The sequence below is a fragment of the Shewanella sp. SM55 genome, from assembly GCF_025654025.1.
Taxonomy (GTDB): domain Bacteria; phylum Pseudomonadota; class Gammaproteobacteria; order Enterobacterales; family Shewanellaceae; genus Shewanella; species Shewanella oncorhynchi.
In genome coordinates this window covers 241706-258558 of record NZ_JAKKRS010000001.1, presented here as the reverse complement: position 1 = coordinate 258558, position 16853 = coordinate 241706, and the positions used below count along the sequence as shown (strand labels likewise).

General features: G+C 46.0%; 12 protein-coding genes and 1 pseudogene. 8 read left to right on the top strand and 5 right to left on the bottom strand.

Translation table 11 applies throughout. The features are described 5' to 3' along the window. The first annotated feature begins 79 nt into the window (after positions 1-79). From acpP to L5L91_RS01125, 5 genes are all read left to right on the top strand, one after another. Positions 80-313: an acyl carrier protein gene (gene acpP, locus L5L91_RS01145; RefSeq protein ID WP_006081231.1), complete on the top strand. Its 234-nt coding sequence runs from the start codon at positions 80-82 to the stop codon at positions 311-313. A gap of 236 nt (positions 314-549) precedes the next feature. Further along, positions 550-1788, top strand: a complete 1239-nt coding sequence (fabF, locus tag L5L91_RS01140; protein ID WP_006087466.1) for a beta-ketoacyl-ACP synthase II — start codon at positions 550-552, stop codon at positions 1786-1788. 232 nt (positions 1789-2020) lie between these two features. Then, a complete protein-coding gene (locus L5L91_RS01135) occupies positions 2021-2389 on the top strand; it encodes a hypothetical protein (protein ID WP_263144557.1) in 369 nt (122 codons plus the stop codon). Positions 2390-2506: 117 nt separating this feature from the next. Further along, positions 2507-2986: an acyl-CoA thioesterase gene (locus L5L91_RS01130; RefSeq protein ID WP_105252855.1), complete on the top strand. Its 480-nt coding sequence runs from the start codon at positions 2507-2509 to the stop codon at positions 2984-2986. 168 nt (positions 2987-3154) lie between these two features. Then, positions 3155-4030 (top strand): NAD(P)-dependent oxidoreductase, encoded by an 876-nt coding sequence (locus tag L5L91_RS01125; protein WP_105252854.1) that lies wholly within the window; start codon positions 3155-3157, stop codon positions 4028-4030. Between the two features lie 190 nt (positions 4031-4220). On the opposite strand, the gene L5L91_RS01120 is transcribed toward L5L91_RS01125, so the two are convergent. Beyond that, positions 4221-5069 (bottom strand): D-hexose-6-phosphate mutarotase, encoded by an 849-nt coding sequence (locus L5L91_RS01120; RefSeq protein WP_263235483.1) that lies wholly within the window; start codon positions 5067-5069, stop codon positions 4221-4223. Between the two features lie 246 nt (positions 5070-5315). Between L5L91_RS01120 and L5L91_RS01115 the strand changes: the two genes are divergently transcribed. The 3 genes from L5L91_RS01115 to L5L91_RS01105 all read left to right on the top strand — a co-directional run bounded on the left by L5L91_RS01115 (position 5316) and on the right by L5L91_RS01105 (position 11093). Next, entirely contained in the window at positions 5316-7106 is a 1791-nt protein-coding gene (locus tag L5L91_RS01115; protein ID WP_263235654.1) for an acyl-CoA dehydrogenase C-terminal domain-containing protein, read from the top strand. A 396-nt stretch (positions 7107-7502) separates the two neighbouring features. Then, positions 7503-9749: a TonB-dependent siderophore receptor gene (locus L5L91_RS01110; RefSeq protein WP_263235652.1), complete on the top strand. Its 2247-nt coding sequence runs from the start codon at positions 7503-7505 to the stop codon at positions 9747-9749. A 243-nt stretch (positions 9750-9992) separates the two neighbouring features. Then, a complete protein-coding gene (locus tag L5L91_RS01105; RefSeq protein WP_263181071.1) occupies positions 9993-11093 on the top strand; it encodes a patatin family protein in 1101 nt (366 codons plus the stop codon). 170 nt (positions 11094-11263) lie between these two features. Here L5L91_RS01105 and asnB read toward each other — a convergent pair whose 3' ends face one another. The 4 genes and pseudogenes from asnB to L5L91_RS01085 all read right to left on the bottom strand — a co-directional run bounded on the left by asnB (position 11264) and on the right by L5L91_RS01085 (position 16767). Further along, a complete protein-coding gene (asnB, locus tag L5L91_RS01100; protein ID WP_105252850.1) occupies positions 11264-12928 on the bottom strand; it encodes an asparagine synthase B in 1665 nt (554 codons plus the stop codon). A gap of 584 nt (positions 12929-13512) precedes the next feature. Then, positions 13513-15189, bottom strand: coding sequence for a M28 family metallopeptidase (locus L5L91_RS01095; RefSeq protein ID WP_263235481.1), 1677 nt, complete (start codon positions 15187-15189; stop codon positions 13513-13515). Between the two features lie 244 nt (positions 15190-15433). Beyond that, positions 15434-15889 (bottom strand): annotated as a pseudogene (locus L5L91_RS01090) (HAD hydrolase-like protein); the annotation flags it as partial. A 62-nt stretch (positions 15890-15951) separates the two neighbouring features. Next, on the bottom strand, positions 15952-16767 hold the full coding sequence (locus tag L5L91_RS01085; protein ID WP_263235478.1) for a nucleotide-binding protein: 816 nt from the start codon (positions 16765-16767) through the stop codon (positions 15952-15954). Positions 16768-16853: the final 86 nt, after the last annotated feature.

Genomic DNA, 16853 nt, shown 5'->3' with positions numbered 1-16853 from the left:
AAGCTTGCATTGTCAGCCAAATCTAATAAACTACTCGCAATCTTACGCAAGTGCGTAATTTGAATAGGAAAGAAAACTAATGAGCAACATCGAAGAACGTGTAAAGAAAATCATTGTAGAGCAACTGGGCGTTAAAGAAGAAGACGTTAAGCCAGCGGCATCTTTCGTTGACGATCTGGGTGCAGATTCTCTGGACACTGTTGAGTTGGTTATGGCTCTGGAAGAAGAGTTTGATACCGAGATCCCTGATGAAGAAGCTGAAAAGATCACTACTGTTCAAGCAGCGATCGACTACGTTTCTAAGAATCAGTAATTCTGAATTCTTGAAGACAGGCGGCATTTTTGCCGCCTGTTTTTGTTTTACCCCCGTCAAATTCTGCCTCCGTGCCATTCAATCGTCTCTGGATCGTGTTTTAATTGTTATCCACGAGATGCTCGCCGCAGATTGGCGAATTTTTCTAAATAAAAATTATTTAAGAAATTGTCTAATGATAGAAAACCCTGTGTCCTCTATCTGAATTAACAAATTAGCATTTAAAGGTGACTGCCGTGTCTAAACGTCGTGTAGTGGTAACCGGTTTGGGGTTAGTAACTCCAGTGGGCAATACTGTCGATACTACTTGGAAGGCTTTGCTTTCGGGTAAGAGTGGTATTGCACCGATAACCAAATTTGATGCCAGTGAATTTACCACTCGTTTCAGTGGTTCAGTAAAAGATTTCGATGTTGAGCAATACGTAACGAAAAAAGACGCCCGTAAGATGGACCTCTTTATTCAATACGGTATGGCGGCTGGCATCCAAGCTATCCAAGACTCAGGTCTGGACATGAGTAAAGAAAACCCTGGTCGTGTCGGTACTGCTATTGGTGCGGGTATGGGCGGTATGTGGTTGATTGAACAAGGTCACAGCGCATTGATGAATGGTGGCCCGCGTAAGGTTTCTCCTTTTTTCGTACCTAGTACCATCATCAATATGATTTCGGGCCACTTGTCGATCATGTTTGGCATGAAAGGGCCAAATTTTGCCGTGACGACCGCTTGTACTACGGGCGTGCATAATATCGGTTTCGCGGCGCGTACCATTGCCTATGGTGATGCAGACGTGATGGTTGCCGGCGGTGCAGAGGATGTCACTTCTCCTTTAGGCGTGGCAGGTTTTGGTGCAGCGAAAGCGTTATCGACACGCAATGACGATCCGACTGCGGCGAGCCGTCCATGGGATAAAGACCGTGATGGTTTTGTGATCGGTGATGGTGCTGGTGTGATGGTGATGGAAGAGTACGAACATGCAAAAGCGCGCGGTGCGACCATTTACGGCGAATTAGTCGGTTTTGGTATGAGCGGTGATGCGTTCCATATGACATCGCCTCCAAGTGACGGAGCAGGCGCTGCGGCGGCTATGGTCAATGCTATTAATGACGCTAAGTTATCACTGGAGCAAATTGGTTATATCAATGCCCACGGTACTTCGACGCCAGCTGGTGATAAAGCGGAAGCGGCAGCGGTTAAGTCAGTATTTGGCGACCACGCTTATAAAGTACTGGTTAGCTCGACTAAATCGATGACGGGTCACCTGTTAGGTGCTGCGGGTGCGGTTGAAGCGATTTTCACTTTGCTAGCACTGCGCGACCAAGCCGTACCGCCAACCATTAACTTGGATAATCCAGATGAAGGTTGTGACTTAGATTTTGTTGCCCATACAGCCCGTGACGTGAAGATGGATTACGCTCTGTGTAACTCCTTCGGTTTCGGTGGGACTAACGGTTCATTACTGTTCAAGAAAGTGTAAAACACGCATTTATGGTGTAAAAAACAGTGAAAAAATGCGCCTGAGGGCGCATTTTTTATGGGGCAAATTCATTGCTCATGTGAGTTGAACTCCGTTATCTTATGGCTTTATTGTGATAGATGTCACTTTCTAACTGCATGATATCCATAGTGTTAACATTTGTTCATCAAGCTTGTTTAATTCTAATGACCACAGATAATGACAGACATATTCAATCTTAATGGAGTGTGTCATGTTAAATCCCGCGGTGATCCCGCTTGTTCCCCTCATTGGCGCATTAACTGCCAATCTAACCGAATTGATCCGTGGTGAGTTTAAAGTGTGGCATCCAAACATGGACATTGGGATCAAGACTTTTACCTTAGCAATCGCTGCTTACGTGGTGGTTTGGTTTGCCTTATTGGTGACGGCGATTAACGTCGGTGGCGATAGCAATATGTCTTCGGGCCTCGAAGTGCTGGGTTTCTTTATGTTTGGCTTAGGCGTTTACACTTTTGCTAAGGGTACGCGTTTCGTCAGTAGTGAATTTCAGCTATGGATTTATCGTTTAGCGTTGCCGAGTTTATTGCTTTGCTGCGTGCTTATTAGCTACTTTGGTTAAATCGAATTTTTTGACGAGGTCAATCGTAATTATTTTTACGCTAATGGGGCTTTCTATCGTAAACTCAGCCTATTGCACGAAACATTGAGCCACAGTGGCTGAATAAGTTGAGGTTATATGGCTGGTATAGATAGACAAAGTACCCTGAGATTTTTGTCAGAGCCTGCGGATGTGAATTTTGGTGGTAAAGTTCACGGCGGCGCTGTGATGAAGTGGATCGATCTCGCGGCCTATGCCTGTGCAGCGGGCTGGAGCGGTAAATATTGTATTACTGCTTATGCGGGCGGTATTCGTTTTGTGCAACCCATTTTGGTGGGCAATATTGTTGAAGTCAGCGCAAAAGTGATTTATACGGGTAAAACTTCTATGCATATCGGTATCGATGTGCGAGCGGGCGATCCTAAAGTTTCTGAGCGTCATCTCACTACCCATTGTATTGTGATCATGGTCGCAGTTGATGAAGATGGCTTACCTACGCCTGTGCCTGAGTGGATACCACAGACGGAACATGATATTCATTTGCGGGATTCAGCACTGCGCTTGATGGAAATGCGTAAAAAGATTGGCGCCGAAATGGAAGCCCATGTGGTGAAATAGCCCCATAAATTAAATCAGCAAAGGCGCTTAAGGCGCCTTTGTTGTTTCTAGCGAAAAGTGCGTTTATCACTCGCTCCGATTTCACTCTGACGTTACCGTTGATGGATGTTAAACTGCGGCCACTATTTTGAATCGATTCATTTTGTTTATCTATTTAAGGATCAGCTCATGGCAAAAGTCGCATTTATTGGTTTAGGCGTAATGGGATATCCCATGGCGAGGCATTTACTGAACAAAGGCCATGAGGTCACTGTTTATAATCGTACTTTTGCCAAGGCGCAAACTTGGGTCGACACCTATGGTGGTCGCTGCTGTCCAACACCAAAGGAAGCGGCCGAGGGTCAAGATATAGTGTTTACTTGCGTGGGCAATGACAACGACCTGCGGGAAGTGGTATTCGGCAGTGATGGCGTTATTCATGGGATGGAAAAGGGCACTGTGCTGGTTGACCATACTACGGCTTCGGCCGATGTCGCTCGTGAGCTTCATCAAGTGTTAGCGGAAAAGGGCATTGATTTCCTCGATGCGCCTGTGTCTGGCGGTCAAGCGGGCGCTGAAAATGGCGCCTTGACTGTGATGGTCGGCGGCGATGAAGCGGTATTTGAGCGTGTTAAACCTGTGATTGAAGCCTTTGCCCGCTGCGCCGAGCGTTTAGGTGAGGTTGGTGCAGGTCAGTTAACTAAGATGGTGAACCAAATTTGTATCGCGGGTGTGGTGCAAGGTTTGGCGGAAGCGCTGCAATTTGCCCGTAAAGCGGGACTCGATGGCGAGAAAGTCATTGAAGTGATTAGCAAAGGCGCGGCGCAAAGCTGGCAGATGGAAAATCGCTACAAGACGATGTGGGGCCAGAGCTATGATTTTGGTTTTGCCGTCGATTGGATGCGTAAAGACTTAGGCATCGCCTTAGAAGAAGCCCGCCGCAATGGTTCACACTTGCCATTGACCGCTTTGGTGGATCAATTCTATTCAGAAGTTCAGGGCATGGGCGGTAACCGTTGGGATACGTCTAGCTTGCTGGCGCGCTTAGAGAAATCGGCGAAATAAGTTTTACCTTAAGTTTCATCGTTATAAAAACTTAGGTTTCGTAGTGATAAAACTCTGGTTTTGCAGTGATAAACACTCAGGTGTTGCAGTGATAAAAATGCCCAGTCCCGATTGCGTTGGCAAATAGGACTGGGCATTTTTGTGTGTATCGTTTTTTGACTAGGACATTAAGAGCTAGGATATTTAATCATTAGTCTTTCCAGCGAATATGGGTCACTAAACTGTGAGTTTCACCTGGAGCAAGCACGACTTTATCTTCTAATACATTGGCCGCTTCTAGGCAGACCATGGTCAGATAATCCTCCGGATTAAATCGGCCTAGGCGTTGTGACTTTTCAATCCATGGGTTCCATAATACGGCGGATTGGCTGTTTTCACGGCTGACTTCGATTGTCCCCTGCGGCGTATGCAATAACTGCACTGGGCCCAGATCGGTATAGACACGATCTGTCTCGCGATCAAACAGCACTTCATCCGTGGTTTGCGGATAAGGCCCTTGTGCAAATTCGATGTATTTTGACCCACTAAAACCGCTGGCTTTGAGTTGGTGGATATCCTCAATCGGGAAATAGCTGTGCAGCGCTTGGGTAAGTGTGACGGTTTCATCGCCTAAGTTGGTATTCACAAGGCTAATGCTTAGAGTGTCGCTTAGGGTGAATAACACGCTGACCTCAGTGTTATGCGGCCAATAGATTTTATCTTGCTCACTGATTTTTAAGCTAAAATGTAAATCCACTAACTGATTACGCATTTCTACCGATTCCAGCGCCCAAATGCGGGTACGGGCGAAACCGTGTTGGGGAAAGTTCACTTCACTACTCATGCCAAACCAAGGCCAGCATACGGGTACTCCGCCACGGATCCCATTACCGGGTTGATAATCGTCAGCCGATGAAACCCACAGCAAAGGTGGTTTGCCTACGGGTTGAAAATAGTCTATTTGCGCGCCCTGCAAAAAAATTCTTGCCTGACATAACGCCGTATTCACTTCGACATAATCGAGCCCGTTGGCGTGCTTTTTAGTAGTGACAGAACCCATAGTAACAATATCCTTAACTCTGCTGACATATCAGAAAAACAGGCAGTTAGCTTACAAAGTTTTCCGCGATAACATAAGGCTTTGTTGCGATCAATTTACGGTTTCGCTGTTCGTTTGTGTAAACAAAAGTCTGTGGCAGATACTGAGGTGCTTTCTTTTTCGGCAGATTTAGCTAAAGTGGTCAGAGCACCAAAGTGGTCAGATCACTTAGTTGAGTTGCAGTCTAACAAGAAAAGGGAAGCGATTATGCCAGTTTATCAAGCGCCGCTGCGCGACTATCAATTTATCCTCAATGAAATGTTACATATTTATCAGCAAGATGCTCTCAAGGGGTTCGATGAAATCGATCCAGATCTTGTCGATGCGATCCTGCAAGGTATGGCCGACTTTAGTAGTGAAGTGATGTTACCGCTCAATAGTGTCGGCGATCTGCAAGGCTGTAAGTTGGTCGATGGTAAGGTGATTACACCGGAAGGATTTGATAATGCCTATCGGCAGTTTGTTGATAATGGCTGGCCGACGCTGACCTGCGATCCTGAATATGGCGGCCAAGGCTTACCCGAAGTGGTGGGGATTTTTGCCACTGAGATACAAACGGCAACCAATATGGCCTTTGCCATGTATCCCGGTTTGACCCATGGCGCCTATGCCGCCATCCATGCCCACGGCAGTGATGCGCTCAAGCAAAAATATTTAAGCAAATTAGTCAGCGGTGAATGGACGGGAACCATGAACTTGACTGAGTCCCACGCCGGTACTGACTTAGCCTTATTACGCACCAAAGCCGTGCCAGTATCCGAAGGCGTTTTTGCCATTACTGGCGAGAAGATTTTTATCTCCTCAGGCGATCATCAACTCACCGACAACATAGTGCACCTCGTATTAGCTCGTTTGCCGGATGCGCCTGAAGGCGTGAAGGGCATATCTTTGTTCGCAGTGCCTAAAGTATTAGTGAATAACGATGGTAGTTTAGGCGCACCGAACACTTTATATGCCAGTGGCCTTGAACATAAGATGGGCATTCACGGTAACTCAACTTGTGTAATGGTATTTGAAGGTGCATTGGGTGAGCTTGTCGGCGAGCCACACCAAGGACTGCGAGCCATGTTTACTATGATGAACCAAGCGCGTTTAGGTGTGGGCGTGCAAGGGCTGGGCGTCTCTGAGATTGCCTATCAAAATGCGCTGGCCTATGCCAAAGATAGATTACAGAGCCGCGCCTTAAGCGGTGCCAAAGCACCCGAAAAAGCCGCCGATCCGATTTTGGTTCATGGCGATGTGCGCCGCATGTTGCTCTCGCAAAAAGCCTTTAATGAAGGCGCAAGAGCCTTAGTTGGACAACAAGCTTTGTGGCTAGATGAAGCTGAGCGTCATACCGATCCCGTCAAAGCCAAAGTTGCTTCCCAATTAGCGGCACTGTTCACGCCCGTAGTGAAAGGTTTTATCACTAACCGTGGTTTTAATGCCTGTGTTGATGCACAGCAAGTGTTTGGTGGGCATGGTTATATTCATGAGTGGGGCATGGAGCAATTTGTGCGTGATAGCCGTATTGCGCTGATTTATGAAGGCACTAACGGTATTCAGGCATTGGATTTAGTGGGGCGTAAGCTGCTTAGCGACCGCGGCGCGGCGATGCAGCAATGGTCGGCGTTAGTGACAGAGTTTATTAAGTCACATAGCACGAATGCGGCGATGCAACCCTATGTGAGTGGTTTAATGGATTGTGCGGGTGATTTGCAAAAGGCTAGCGGTTATTTAGCTACGCAGGCAGCGACCAATCCTGACATTATCGGCGCAGCGTCTATGGCTTATTTGGAGTTGTTCGGCGTGACTGCACTGGCATGGATGTGGGCCAGAAGTGCCGCGGTGGCATTAGCGGCGTTGGAGCAGGGCACCGAAGAAACCGCATTTTACCAAGCTAAATTGAAAACTGCTGATTTCTACATGGCTTACTGGGCGGTGCAAGGTCGCAGTCTGCGTAAGCAAATTGAGCAGGCGAGTGAAATGCTAACTCAATTGGATGAAGCTATCTTTTAAGCATTCACCTTATAGGCTGAGTTAAGCCTTTGCTTAAAAACAGCTCAACAACAGTCAAAACCAGCGTCTTGTCGCTGGTTTTTATTTTTATATCGTTTAAATTTTTAACTTATTGTTTTTATTAAGCTGCACGCAAATACTCAGCTTGATGCTGTGAGTCTCTATTTCATTCCACATTAAAACTTCCATCGAAGGTTTGTGTTACTGGCGCTCTCTTTCGTTTGAGTCATAACCAAACATAACGAGGATTATGTGGGTTGATGTCGATGATTTATTAAACGCGTTTCACAATTGTGTAAATTCAAATGATAATTATTGTCATTCGTAAATCATTCTTTATAATGACGGACAATTCGTTTGAATACATTTGTAAACCCTTTGGTTTATGCCATTTTTATGCGCTCGCGCTGGGAACATTCTGTGAAGACTCGTTTCGCCTACTCATTAATTGCACTTGCACTCGCTCAACATCAGTCGGCATTCGCCGCTGAAACTGTACTCGATAAAGAGGCTCCACAGCAGACCTTGTCTACGAGCTCACCAGTCCCCAGTCCTGTATCGACTCAATCCGCAGCTGATGGGGAGATAAAACTCGCAGCACCTGAGCGTATTGCTGTCCATGGCCGTGCAATGCAAATGTACGTCGATAAAGAAACGACGGTTGGCACTAAGACGGCGATTAATGTGATGGAATTGCCGCAGTCGGTGCAAGTGCTGACCGAGCAGTTAATCGTCGACCAAGCGGCGCGCAATATTACCGATTTATATCGCTCAATCGCGGGTGTGAGTGAGTTTAGTTATTCTGGCGTAACCTTTCGCGGTTTCCGTGACGATGCCAACGTCTTTTATGATGGGGTAAGGGGCGATCCCTATTCGGGATTTTCTGTGCCGCAACTCTTTAACGTGCAGCGGGTTGAAGTGTTAAAAGGCCCTGCATCCGCACTTTATGGCGGTGGTGAACCTGGCGGCATGATCAACTATGTCACTAAAAAACCGACCTTTGTTGAGAGCAAAGAGCTAACCTTAAGCACGGGCAGCGAGGATATGATGGGCGGCTCGCTGGATTTCACCGGTGGCTTAACCCAAAATCTTGCCTATCGCTTTGGCGCCTATTATCAGCAGGAAGATAGCTTTCGGAATAATGCCGATAGCCAAAATGCCGAAGTGGCGGGTGGGTTACTCTACGAAATCAGTGATGATACTAAGCTCACCACCACTTTCGATATTATTAAGCAGGATTTAGGCGGTAACCGACTTCGCGGTGTTCCCGTCGATGATGCGGGCAATTTCCTTGTCGCACCTTCCTATAATGCCAATGAGAAGAGTGACTTCCAGAAGATGGATGCACTGGTGCTGCAATCGATTCTCGATCATCAATTTACCGATAATTTCTCGGTCAAGACTCAGATCCGTTATCTGAATAATGATTCGACGCAGCAATATCATGAATCGAGAGGTTGGGCGACCTTAGATGCCAATAAAAAGCCCATTATGGGTGATGGCACCATTAAGCGTGAATACCGAGTTCAAGCACGGGCTAATGATGAAATCAGTTTAACCAATGATTTTGTCTATACATTCGATGCTTTAGGTTTTGAACATGAATTCCTGTTCGGCGGCGACTATCACTATGTCGAAACCGAATATCAGTACAAATTGGCGACTGATAAGGATGGTGTTGGTAACTTGAATATTTTTGACCTTAACTATGGTGAAACCGACCCTAATAGTTACAACTTGAAGGATAAAAATACCGATGGTACCCGCGCTAACCGTTACGGCATTTATGTACAGGAACATCTGCACTTTAATGAACAGTGGTCATTGATTGCCGGTCTGCGTTTTAGCCAGTTTGATGATTATGATAAAAATACCGGGTTCTCCTTCAGCGATAACGCGATAACGCCAAGAGCAGGGCTTAATTATCGTCCAATCGATTCAATGTCCTTTTATTTGAATTACTCAGAGAGCTTCAATCCAGCATCTTTAACCAATCAAGCAGAAGATATTGGTGACGGTTTCCTCGATCCAGAAACGGGCAATCAAATTGAACTTGGGATGAAAAATGAATGGCTTGATGGCCAGTTTATGACCACGCTCGCTGTGTATCGGATTGAAAAACAAAATGTCGCCCAAGCTAACCCTTTAGATACTGGTGATGACGATGGTATTCCCGCTTTACTTAATTTGGGTGAAGTACACAGTCAAGGCATTGAATGGACGCTGGTGGGGGATTTAACCGATAACCTGACCGTCACGGCAAACTATGCCTATAACGAGACCGAAGTGGTTAAAGGGGTAACGAACGATAGTTTAACCAATACGTTTGATAGTAAGCACTTTGCCAATGCGCCGCGCCATCAAGCAGGGATATGGACCCGTTACGATATCAATGCACTCGATTCGGCGATTGCTTTTGGTATGGACTATGTGGGCGAGCAGTTCAGCCTCGATGGCCAAACGGTGAAGCCCCATACGATTTTTGACATGAGCTGGACGACCCAGTGGGATCAAACTCAAGTTCGCTTAAATCTTAAAAATATCTTTGATAAAGAATATGCCGTCAGTGGTTTTAGCGAGCGTAATGGCCATTTCCCTGGTGAGCCGCGTAATATCACGCTTGAACTGAGTCATAAGTTTTAATGCATTGATGTAAAAATAGCTTGTTCGTTAAGGATGATGAGCAAGCTGGAGCGAATGGGTTAATCTTGTGCGAATAACCGCCGTAGCTCTCTGTCTGTATTCGTGCCTTGAGCATGGATTAACCTTGTGTGACTTATCATCTTAATAGTGTTTACCTATTAAGATGATAGTTTCTATCCGCTATCCTTTCTGATTCAGCTTGTTTAGACTCGCCTTATATGAATTATTCGATAAGGTTTCCCTATGCACGCCGTCAGCCACTTAGCCTCCAAAGACACTCAATCTAACGCTAGCCCACTGGTGGCCCTGATTGCAGAAGGTGGTGGTCAGCGAGGTATATTCACCGCAGGCGTGCTCGATGCCTGGCTTGATGGCGGATTCGATCCCTTTGATTTATTTATCGGTACCTCAGCAGGTTCACAGAATCTCAGTAGTTTTTTGGCCCGCCAAAAGGGTTATGCCAAACGCTTAATCCGCGGTTTATCGCGCCATAAACGCTTCTATCGACTCGGTCGCGGGTTAGTCGGCGGCAATGTAGTCGATTTAGATTGGTATTTTGAGCAGACGCGACAAGGGATGTTTAAATTAGATCTTAACGCGGCGACAGCCTCACTCGGTCATCGGCAGTTACTGATCACCACCACTAATGCCAGTGATCGCAAGGGTTATTTTTTAAGTCCAAGCAGTAAAGGCCAGTGGCGCGAATTGCTAAAAGCTTCTAGCGCATTACCATTTTTATATAAACAAGGGGTGAAACTCACGCCTTGGCTGAGTGACAACGCCTGTAATAACGGCGCGGCTAATCATAGCGCCTCTGGTCACGGCACAGCATTAAGCGAAGGTATTGATAGTGATTTTTATCTCGATGGCGGCTTAGCTGCGCCTTTACCTGTGCGTGAGGCCTATCGTCGTGGTGCCCACAAAATTGTGGTGATCCGTACTGTGAGCGAGGATTTTCAGGCGCAATCGGCTTGGGTGCATAAACTCAAATCTTGGATTTGTGTTTCTGGCTTTTGTCCGAAAACCATAGATTACTTAGTGCAGCACGAACAAGCCTATCAGGATGAATTGGATTTCATCGCTAATCCGCCAGAGGATGTGGAGATAGTGCAGATTTTTGCTGCTGAAAATTTGCAAAGTAAATTGCTGGGCAGTACCGATGCGGATTTACGCCATGATTATCATGCGGGGCTGAGTGCTGGAAAGCAGTTTTTAAGCTTAGATCCGATGGCGTTGACGCAGAGTAATGCTTATTTTCAAACTCAAGTGCAAACCAACGCTCACACTCAAACCCACACTCAAACTCACTCTCAAATCAAGCCATTCAGTGCGTTGTCGGCCTAGTTTGGTATTTTAGCTAAGTCACCATTTTGTACGCGAGTAAGCAATAAAAGTAAAAAGCATTAAAATACAAGCGCCACCCTAGGGTGGCGCTTGTGGTTGGCTGTATTAACCAGTTCATCAATCTAGCTCATTAACCTAATTTATGAACTTAGTCCTTCAACGTTAGGCTATTAATAACTTGAGGTGTGTACAGAGCGTACTGCTCGGCCTGATGGGTCGATAATGCCGCGTAAGCTTTCGTCCCAAGCCAATGCTTCTGGCGTTGAACAGGCGACGGATTTACCGCCTGGAACCGTTTCTGCAGCGCCGCTCAGTGGATAATGTTCCTCAAAGAAGCAGCGATAGAAATAAGCTTCTTTGGTTTCTGGCGTGTTGTATGGGAAACGGAATTTCGCGTTCGCCAATTGTAAATCATCCACACGCGCTGCAGCTTGTTCTTTCAAACCGTCAATCCAAGAGTAGCCAACGCCGTCACTGAATTGTTCCTTCTGACGCCACGCTACTTCTTTTGGCAATTTGTGCTCAAAGGCTTTACGCAGAATATGTTTCTCAATACGGCCATCCTTAGACATTTTCGCTTCAGGGTTGATGCGCATCGCCACATCCATAAACTCTTTATCGAGGAAGGGCACGCGAGCTTCTAATCCCCAAGCGGCCATGGCTTTGTTGGCTCGCAGACAATCGAACAGATGCAGCTTATCGAGTTTGCGGACTAACTCCTCGTGGAATGCCTGTGCGTTTGGCGCTTTATGGAAGTATAAATAGCCGCCAAATAGTTCGTCAGCACCTTCACCCGATAACACCATCTTAATGCCCATCGCTTTGATTTTACGCGCCATTAAATACATTGGCGTGGCAGCACGTATGGTGGTGACATCGTAGGTTTCTAAGTGATAAATCACTTCTTTAATCGCATCTAAGCCTTCTTGGAAGGTGAAATGGATCTCATGGTGAATCGTACCAATCGCTTCGGCGACCTTTTTGGCGGCGATTAAATCCGGCGCACCTTCAAGGCCGACGGCAAAGGAATGTAACTGTGGCCACCAAGCGTTGGTTTCGCCATCGTCTTCAATCCGGCGTTTAGCAAAGGTTTGCGTCACGGCGGAAATGATCGATGAATCTAAGCCGCCCGACAGCAACACACCATAGGGCACGTCTGACATTAATTGACGTTTGACCGCTGCTTCTAATGCGTCACGCAATTCTTCTTGGCTGGCTGGGTTATCTTTAACCGCATCATAGCTTTGCCAATCGCGAGTGTAGTATTTCACCGCGGCGGCATCGCTTGAGTACAAATATTGGCCCGGTAAGAATTCCTCTACCGTTTTACACACTGGCATCAAGGCTTTCATTTCGGAGGCAACATAGAAGTTACCCGCAGCGTCACGGCCTGTGTATAGCGGGATAATACCCATGTGATCGCGGCCGATAAGGTATCTGTCTTGGGCTTTGTCATATAACACAAAGGCGAAGATACCGTTTAATTTATCAAGAAATTCAGTGCCGTATTCTTGATACAGCGCCAAGATTACTTCGCAGTCAGAGTTGGTTTGATAGCTGTACTTATCGCCTAGCTGGGCTTTCAATTCTTTGTGGTTATAGATTTCGCCGTTGACCGCGAGGATCAAACTGCCATCTTCAGTCAGCAGCGGCTGAGCACCGTGTTCAATGTCAACAATCGCTAAACGTTCGTGGGCAAGAATTGCCTTATCACTGGCATAAATACCTGACCAGTCAGGGCCACGGTGGCGCATTAGCTTAGACATTTCTAGCGCGACTTGGCGCAGTTCTTTGGCATCAGATTGGATATCTAAAATCGAAAAGATTGAACACATAGTACAACTCCCACACTGTCTGTCATTTGAGGATGTCTCAATTGAGGTTTAATGTGCCAGCAATTTAGGTATTTGCCAAACACTATTTTTGAAGTTTTATCTGTTTATTGGTGTTTTTGTTGATTTAGATGTTTATGTTTAATGATTTTATTTGAGAATAATTCATTTAATTTGCATTATTTTTGATGATTTGTTTTTATTATCTGATTTGGCATGAGGGGTTTTGGGGAATTCACAATGTGTTTTAAAAAAGTATCGATGATAGAAAAACCGCTAAAAAAGACCTTAAACAATGAGTTGCCCCGTTTAAGTGTTTTATTTTTAATCAATTAATGCGCCGAGTTTGACATCAACCAATGGCATAAGACTATTCAGAATTGTGTGGCAGGATGGATATTTCGCGATAACGGCATTTTTTGTGGGCTGAAAACAAAAAAGCACGTGAATGGTTCACGTGCTTGTAGGTCTTGTTTGGCGCTTTGGCTGGCGGAGGAGGCGCTTTATTTCACCGGTGCGACTAGCAGGCGCCAAGTAAGAGACGACTAACTAAGCTGTCTCTCGTAAGAAGCCACTGACTTAGCCTGTTATTTTGTGTCCGTTACAAGCGTCGTTTTGGCTGGGCGCAGGCTATTGAATTCTGCGCCTTGATAGTATCCCGGCCAATCTTTACTGTTGCCCAATATGCGTGTGACTTGGTAGTAGATTTGCAAGTCTTGCAGCGCGCCGCTCAAATCCCAGTCTTCACGGTATTCATCGCAGACATTGTGATAACAGCCTTTCATCGTGGCTTGCATTTGAGTTTTATAAGCAGCCGTGGCTTCGTCAACGGGGTTGCTACCGCCGCCAGCAAATACCGCTGGCACGCCAAGTTTGGCAAAGCTGAAATGATCTGAACGGAAGAAACCGCCCGAAGCGGGATTTTTCTCACCCATGGCGATGCGGTTTTGTTGTTTAGCCGCATCGATAAGATAAGTTTCTAACTCAGATTTACCTTTGCCGACGATGGTAAAGTCTTTGGTTTTGCCATAGATATTAGTGCTGTCGAGGTTTAACACTGCCACGGTTTTGTCGATAGGATAAAGTGGATTAGCGGCGTAATAGCGTGAACCGAGTAAGCCCTGTTCTTCACCAGTGGTAGCGATAAAGGTGACCGAGCGCGCTAAACCATGGCCTTGTTTGGCATTGTCGGCTAATTGTCTGGCGATTTCGAGAATGCCAGCAGTGCCCGAGGCATTATCCATGGCACCGTTATAAATTTGATCGCCTGTTTTCGTCTCGTCTTTACCTATGTGATCCCAATGAGCGGTAAACAAGATTTGCTCGTCGGCTTGTGTGCTGCCGGGAAGTGTGGCGACCACATTGTAGCTATTCGCGTATTCGGCTTTATTTTTAAAGGCGATGTTGGCCGTTTGCTCAAGGGGTAAATTGATTGAGCTGTCGGCGGCGCGTGCCATTAAATTAGGCAGTGATAAACCGGCTTTATCGAACAGTTGTGTAGCCGCGTCCAATGTAAGCCAGCCTTCGACTTGGATACGGCTATCTTTTTCTGCTTTACTGAGGACCAGATCTTGCTGTGGTCCAGTCCAACTATTTTCTATCACGGACCAAGGGTAAGAGGCGGGCTCGGTATCATGGATAATCAGTGCGCCGAGTGCGCCTTGACGACTGGCTTCTTCAAATTTGTAGCTCCAACGGCCGTAATAGGTCATGGCTTTGCCGTTGAATTTACCCGAGTCAGGGCGAGCAAAGCCGGGATCGTTCACTAAGATCACCGCGATTTTGCCTTTCATGTCGAGATCTTGGTAATCATTCCAACCATATTCAGGGGCGTTCACCCCATAGCCGACGAAGACTAATGGTGCGTTCTCAATACTAATACCACCGTTATCGTGGCGACTGCTGAGCACCAGATCTTTTCGGTACTTAAAGGGTAATCCTGCCAGCGTGACTTGCTGCGCTTCATCTGCGGTATAGCTCACCATAGGCACAGGTTGTAAAAAGCTGCCTTGGTACGCGCCCTTGAGTCCCATCTCTGTAAAGGCTTTGGTCAAATAATCCAAGGTGAGTTTTTCACCGTGAGTGGTGGGCGCGCGGCCTTCAAATTCATCGGATGACAGGGCTTTAATATCATTTCTAAAGCGCGCTTCATTAAACTGCACTGGTTTGAGTTCAGCCAAAGTGTTGTTGCCATCAGGCTCTGGTGCATTAGGACTACAGGCACTGAGCATGGCCAACGCACAGAGTGGATACAGACGTCGCATAGGTTAATCCTACTGTTGTTTTAATTAAGGTATTTTAGATTTATGTTAATCAATCAGAAGCGAGGCTTATCATGAAGCAAGCCGCTGTGAGCCACAAGGCTGAGAAGAAGGCGAATATGTTACTTAATGTTGCTTTACCCTATGCAATACGCCTTTGGGCGAGGCGTGTTACATAGGTAATGTTTAAAGGTCTGGCAAGGATGAATTGCTAGACGTAGGATTAGACAAAGGTTTAGACCATTGTTTAAACAACGTCGATATCGCCAGCGCAGGCAAACACATGGTTCGGGCGGAAGGGTTCTTTGTCGATATCTTCAAGCTTACTCACGCCACTGGTGACCAGAATGGTTTCAAGCCCTGCTTGGAAGCCCGCCAAAATATCGGTACGCATATTGTCACCTATGATGACAGTGTCTTCCGAGTGTCCATCAATATGATTAAGCGCTGAGCGAATAATCCAAGCACTCGGTTTGCCCACGTAGAAAGGTTTTTTACCGGTAATACGTTCGATGGGCGAGCAGAGTGCGCCACAAGCAGGGCTGTAGGCTGGACCATGAGTATCGGGATTGGTGGCAATAAAGCGCGCGCCGCGTGCGATGAAGCCTGCGGCTTTATGGATCATCTCCCAGTTGTAGGAGCGGGTTTCACCGACAATCACAAAATCGGGATTAATATCGGTAATGTTAGCACCTGACTTGAAGGCTTAACCCTTACTATAACAACAATTTTATGATGTGTTTAGTAAGGGCTTTCAATCAAAACTTAGAAAAGCTTGTTGAAGTCGATCTCGTAACCTGCTTTCTTCATTTCTTTAGCTATAGCTGTTTGCCAGTCATCTCTGACGTAAACGACACCACTAATATCGTTTGGTATCTCAATGTTATCCGCAACTAATGGCACAACATTTTCTCGCCCAAGTAGACCAATCAATAAGCCATGTTCAAAGACAACATTTTGTCGTGCTCTTGGTTTAAGACCGTTCGGTTCTGTATTCTTTATTCCACCTACATCATCAGCGGTGTAGAGGACAATCGCGAAGCCAGTTGTCTTAGCATACTCCAAGATTTTTTCGATGATTGTAGTGCTGCCGCCACTAGCTTGTTCGTGAAGAATGATTGGTTCAAAACCTAACTTATGGATGAAGCGGGCGGTTCGTTCTTTAACTTCGTTGTTGTGGCCGTGGACGATAAACACATTTTTTGATTTTTCTTTAGGCGTTGTTTTCACGTCTTGAACTTCCTTGTTGATTGGGGTGAAATCATATTCATCATTGGTAATGTCAGTGATTAAGTTGCCCATATAAGCATCCATTCGCTGCCCTGTTACTTTCCAAAAGTAGCCAGCATCAGTCATGCCATTTTTACGAGGAAAGACAACATATGTTGGGTTTGCTTTTTCATTAAAATGTTGGACTTCGTTAGGCATGTGTTGTGTAAAAAACTTAATAACAATCTTCTGCCAAGATTCAAAACGTGGGCGACCATAACTAGAAGATTGCTGCTCATACGCCTGATAAACATCCTCTATAAGCCTATTTTTAAGTTCAACTAACTTTTCAATGATTTCTTGCTTTTCCATCTATGCCTCACAAAACAATGTTATTAGAAGCATTCTATCGCGTTAGCAAGATATGGCAAGAAGTAGGGAGGTAACTAGCTGTTTTA

Coding starts and splice junctions, on each gene's coding strand:
- acpP (WP_006081231.1), top strand. CDS start 80: ATGAGCAACATCGAAGAACGTGTAAAGAAAATCATTGTAGAGCAACTG.
- L5L91_RS01095 (WP_263235481.1), bottom strand. CDS start 15,189: ATGCGACGTCTGTATCCACTCTGTGCGTTGGCCATGCTCAGTGCCTGT.
- L5L91_RS01130 (WP_105252855.1), top strand. CDS start 2,507: ATGGCTGGTATAGATAGACAAAGTACCCTGAGATTTTTGTCAGAGCCT.
- L5L91_RS01085 (WP_263235478.1), bottom strand. CDS start 16,767: ATGGAAAAGCAAGAAATCATTGAAAAGTTAGTTGAACTTAAAAATAGG.
- L5L91_RS01135 (WP_263144557.1), top strand. CDS start 2,021: ATGTTAAATCCCGCGGTGATCCCGCTTGTTCCCCTCATTGGCGCATTA.
- L5L91_RS01115 (WP_263235654.1), top strand. CDS start 5,316: ATGCCAGTTTATCAAGCGCCGCTGCGCGACTATCAATTTATCCTCAAT.
- L5L91_RS01125 (WP_105252854.1), top strand. CDS start 3,155: ATGGCAAAAGTCGCATTTATTGGTTTAGGCGTAATGGGATATCCCATG.
- L5L91_RS01110 (WP_263235652.1), top strand. CDS start 7,503: ATGCGCTCGCGCTGGGAACATTCTGTGAAGACTCGTTTCGCCTACTCA.
- L5L91_RS01105 (WP_263181071.1), top strand. CDS start 9,993: ATGCACGCCGTCAGCCACTTAGCCTCCAAAGACACTCAATCTAACGCT.
- asnB (WP_105252850.1), bottom strand. CDS start 12,928: ATGTGTTCAATCTTTTCGATTTTAGATATCCAATCTGATGCCAAAGAA.
- L5L91_RS01120 (WP_263235483.1), bottom strand. CDS start 5,069: ATGGGTTCTGTCACTACTAAAAAGCACGCCAACGGGCTCGATTATGTC.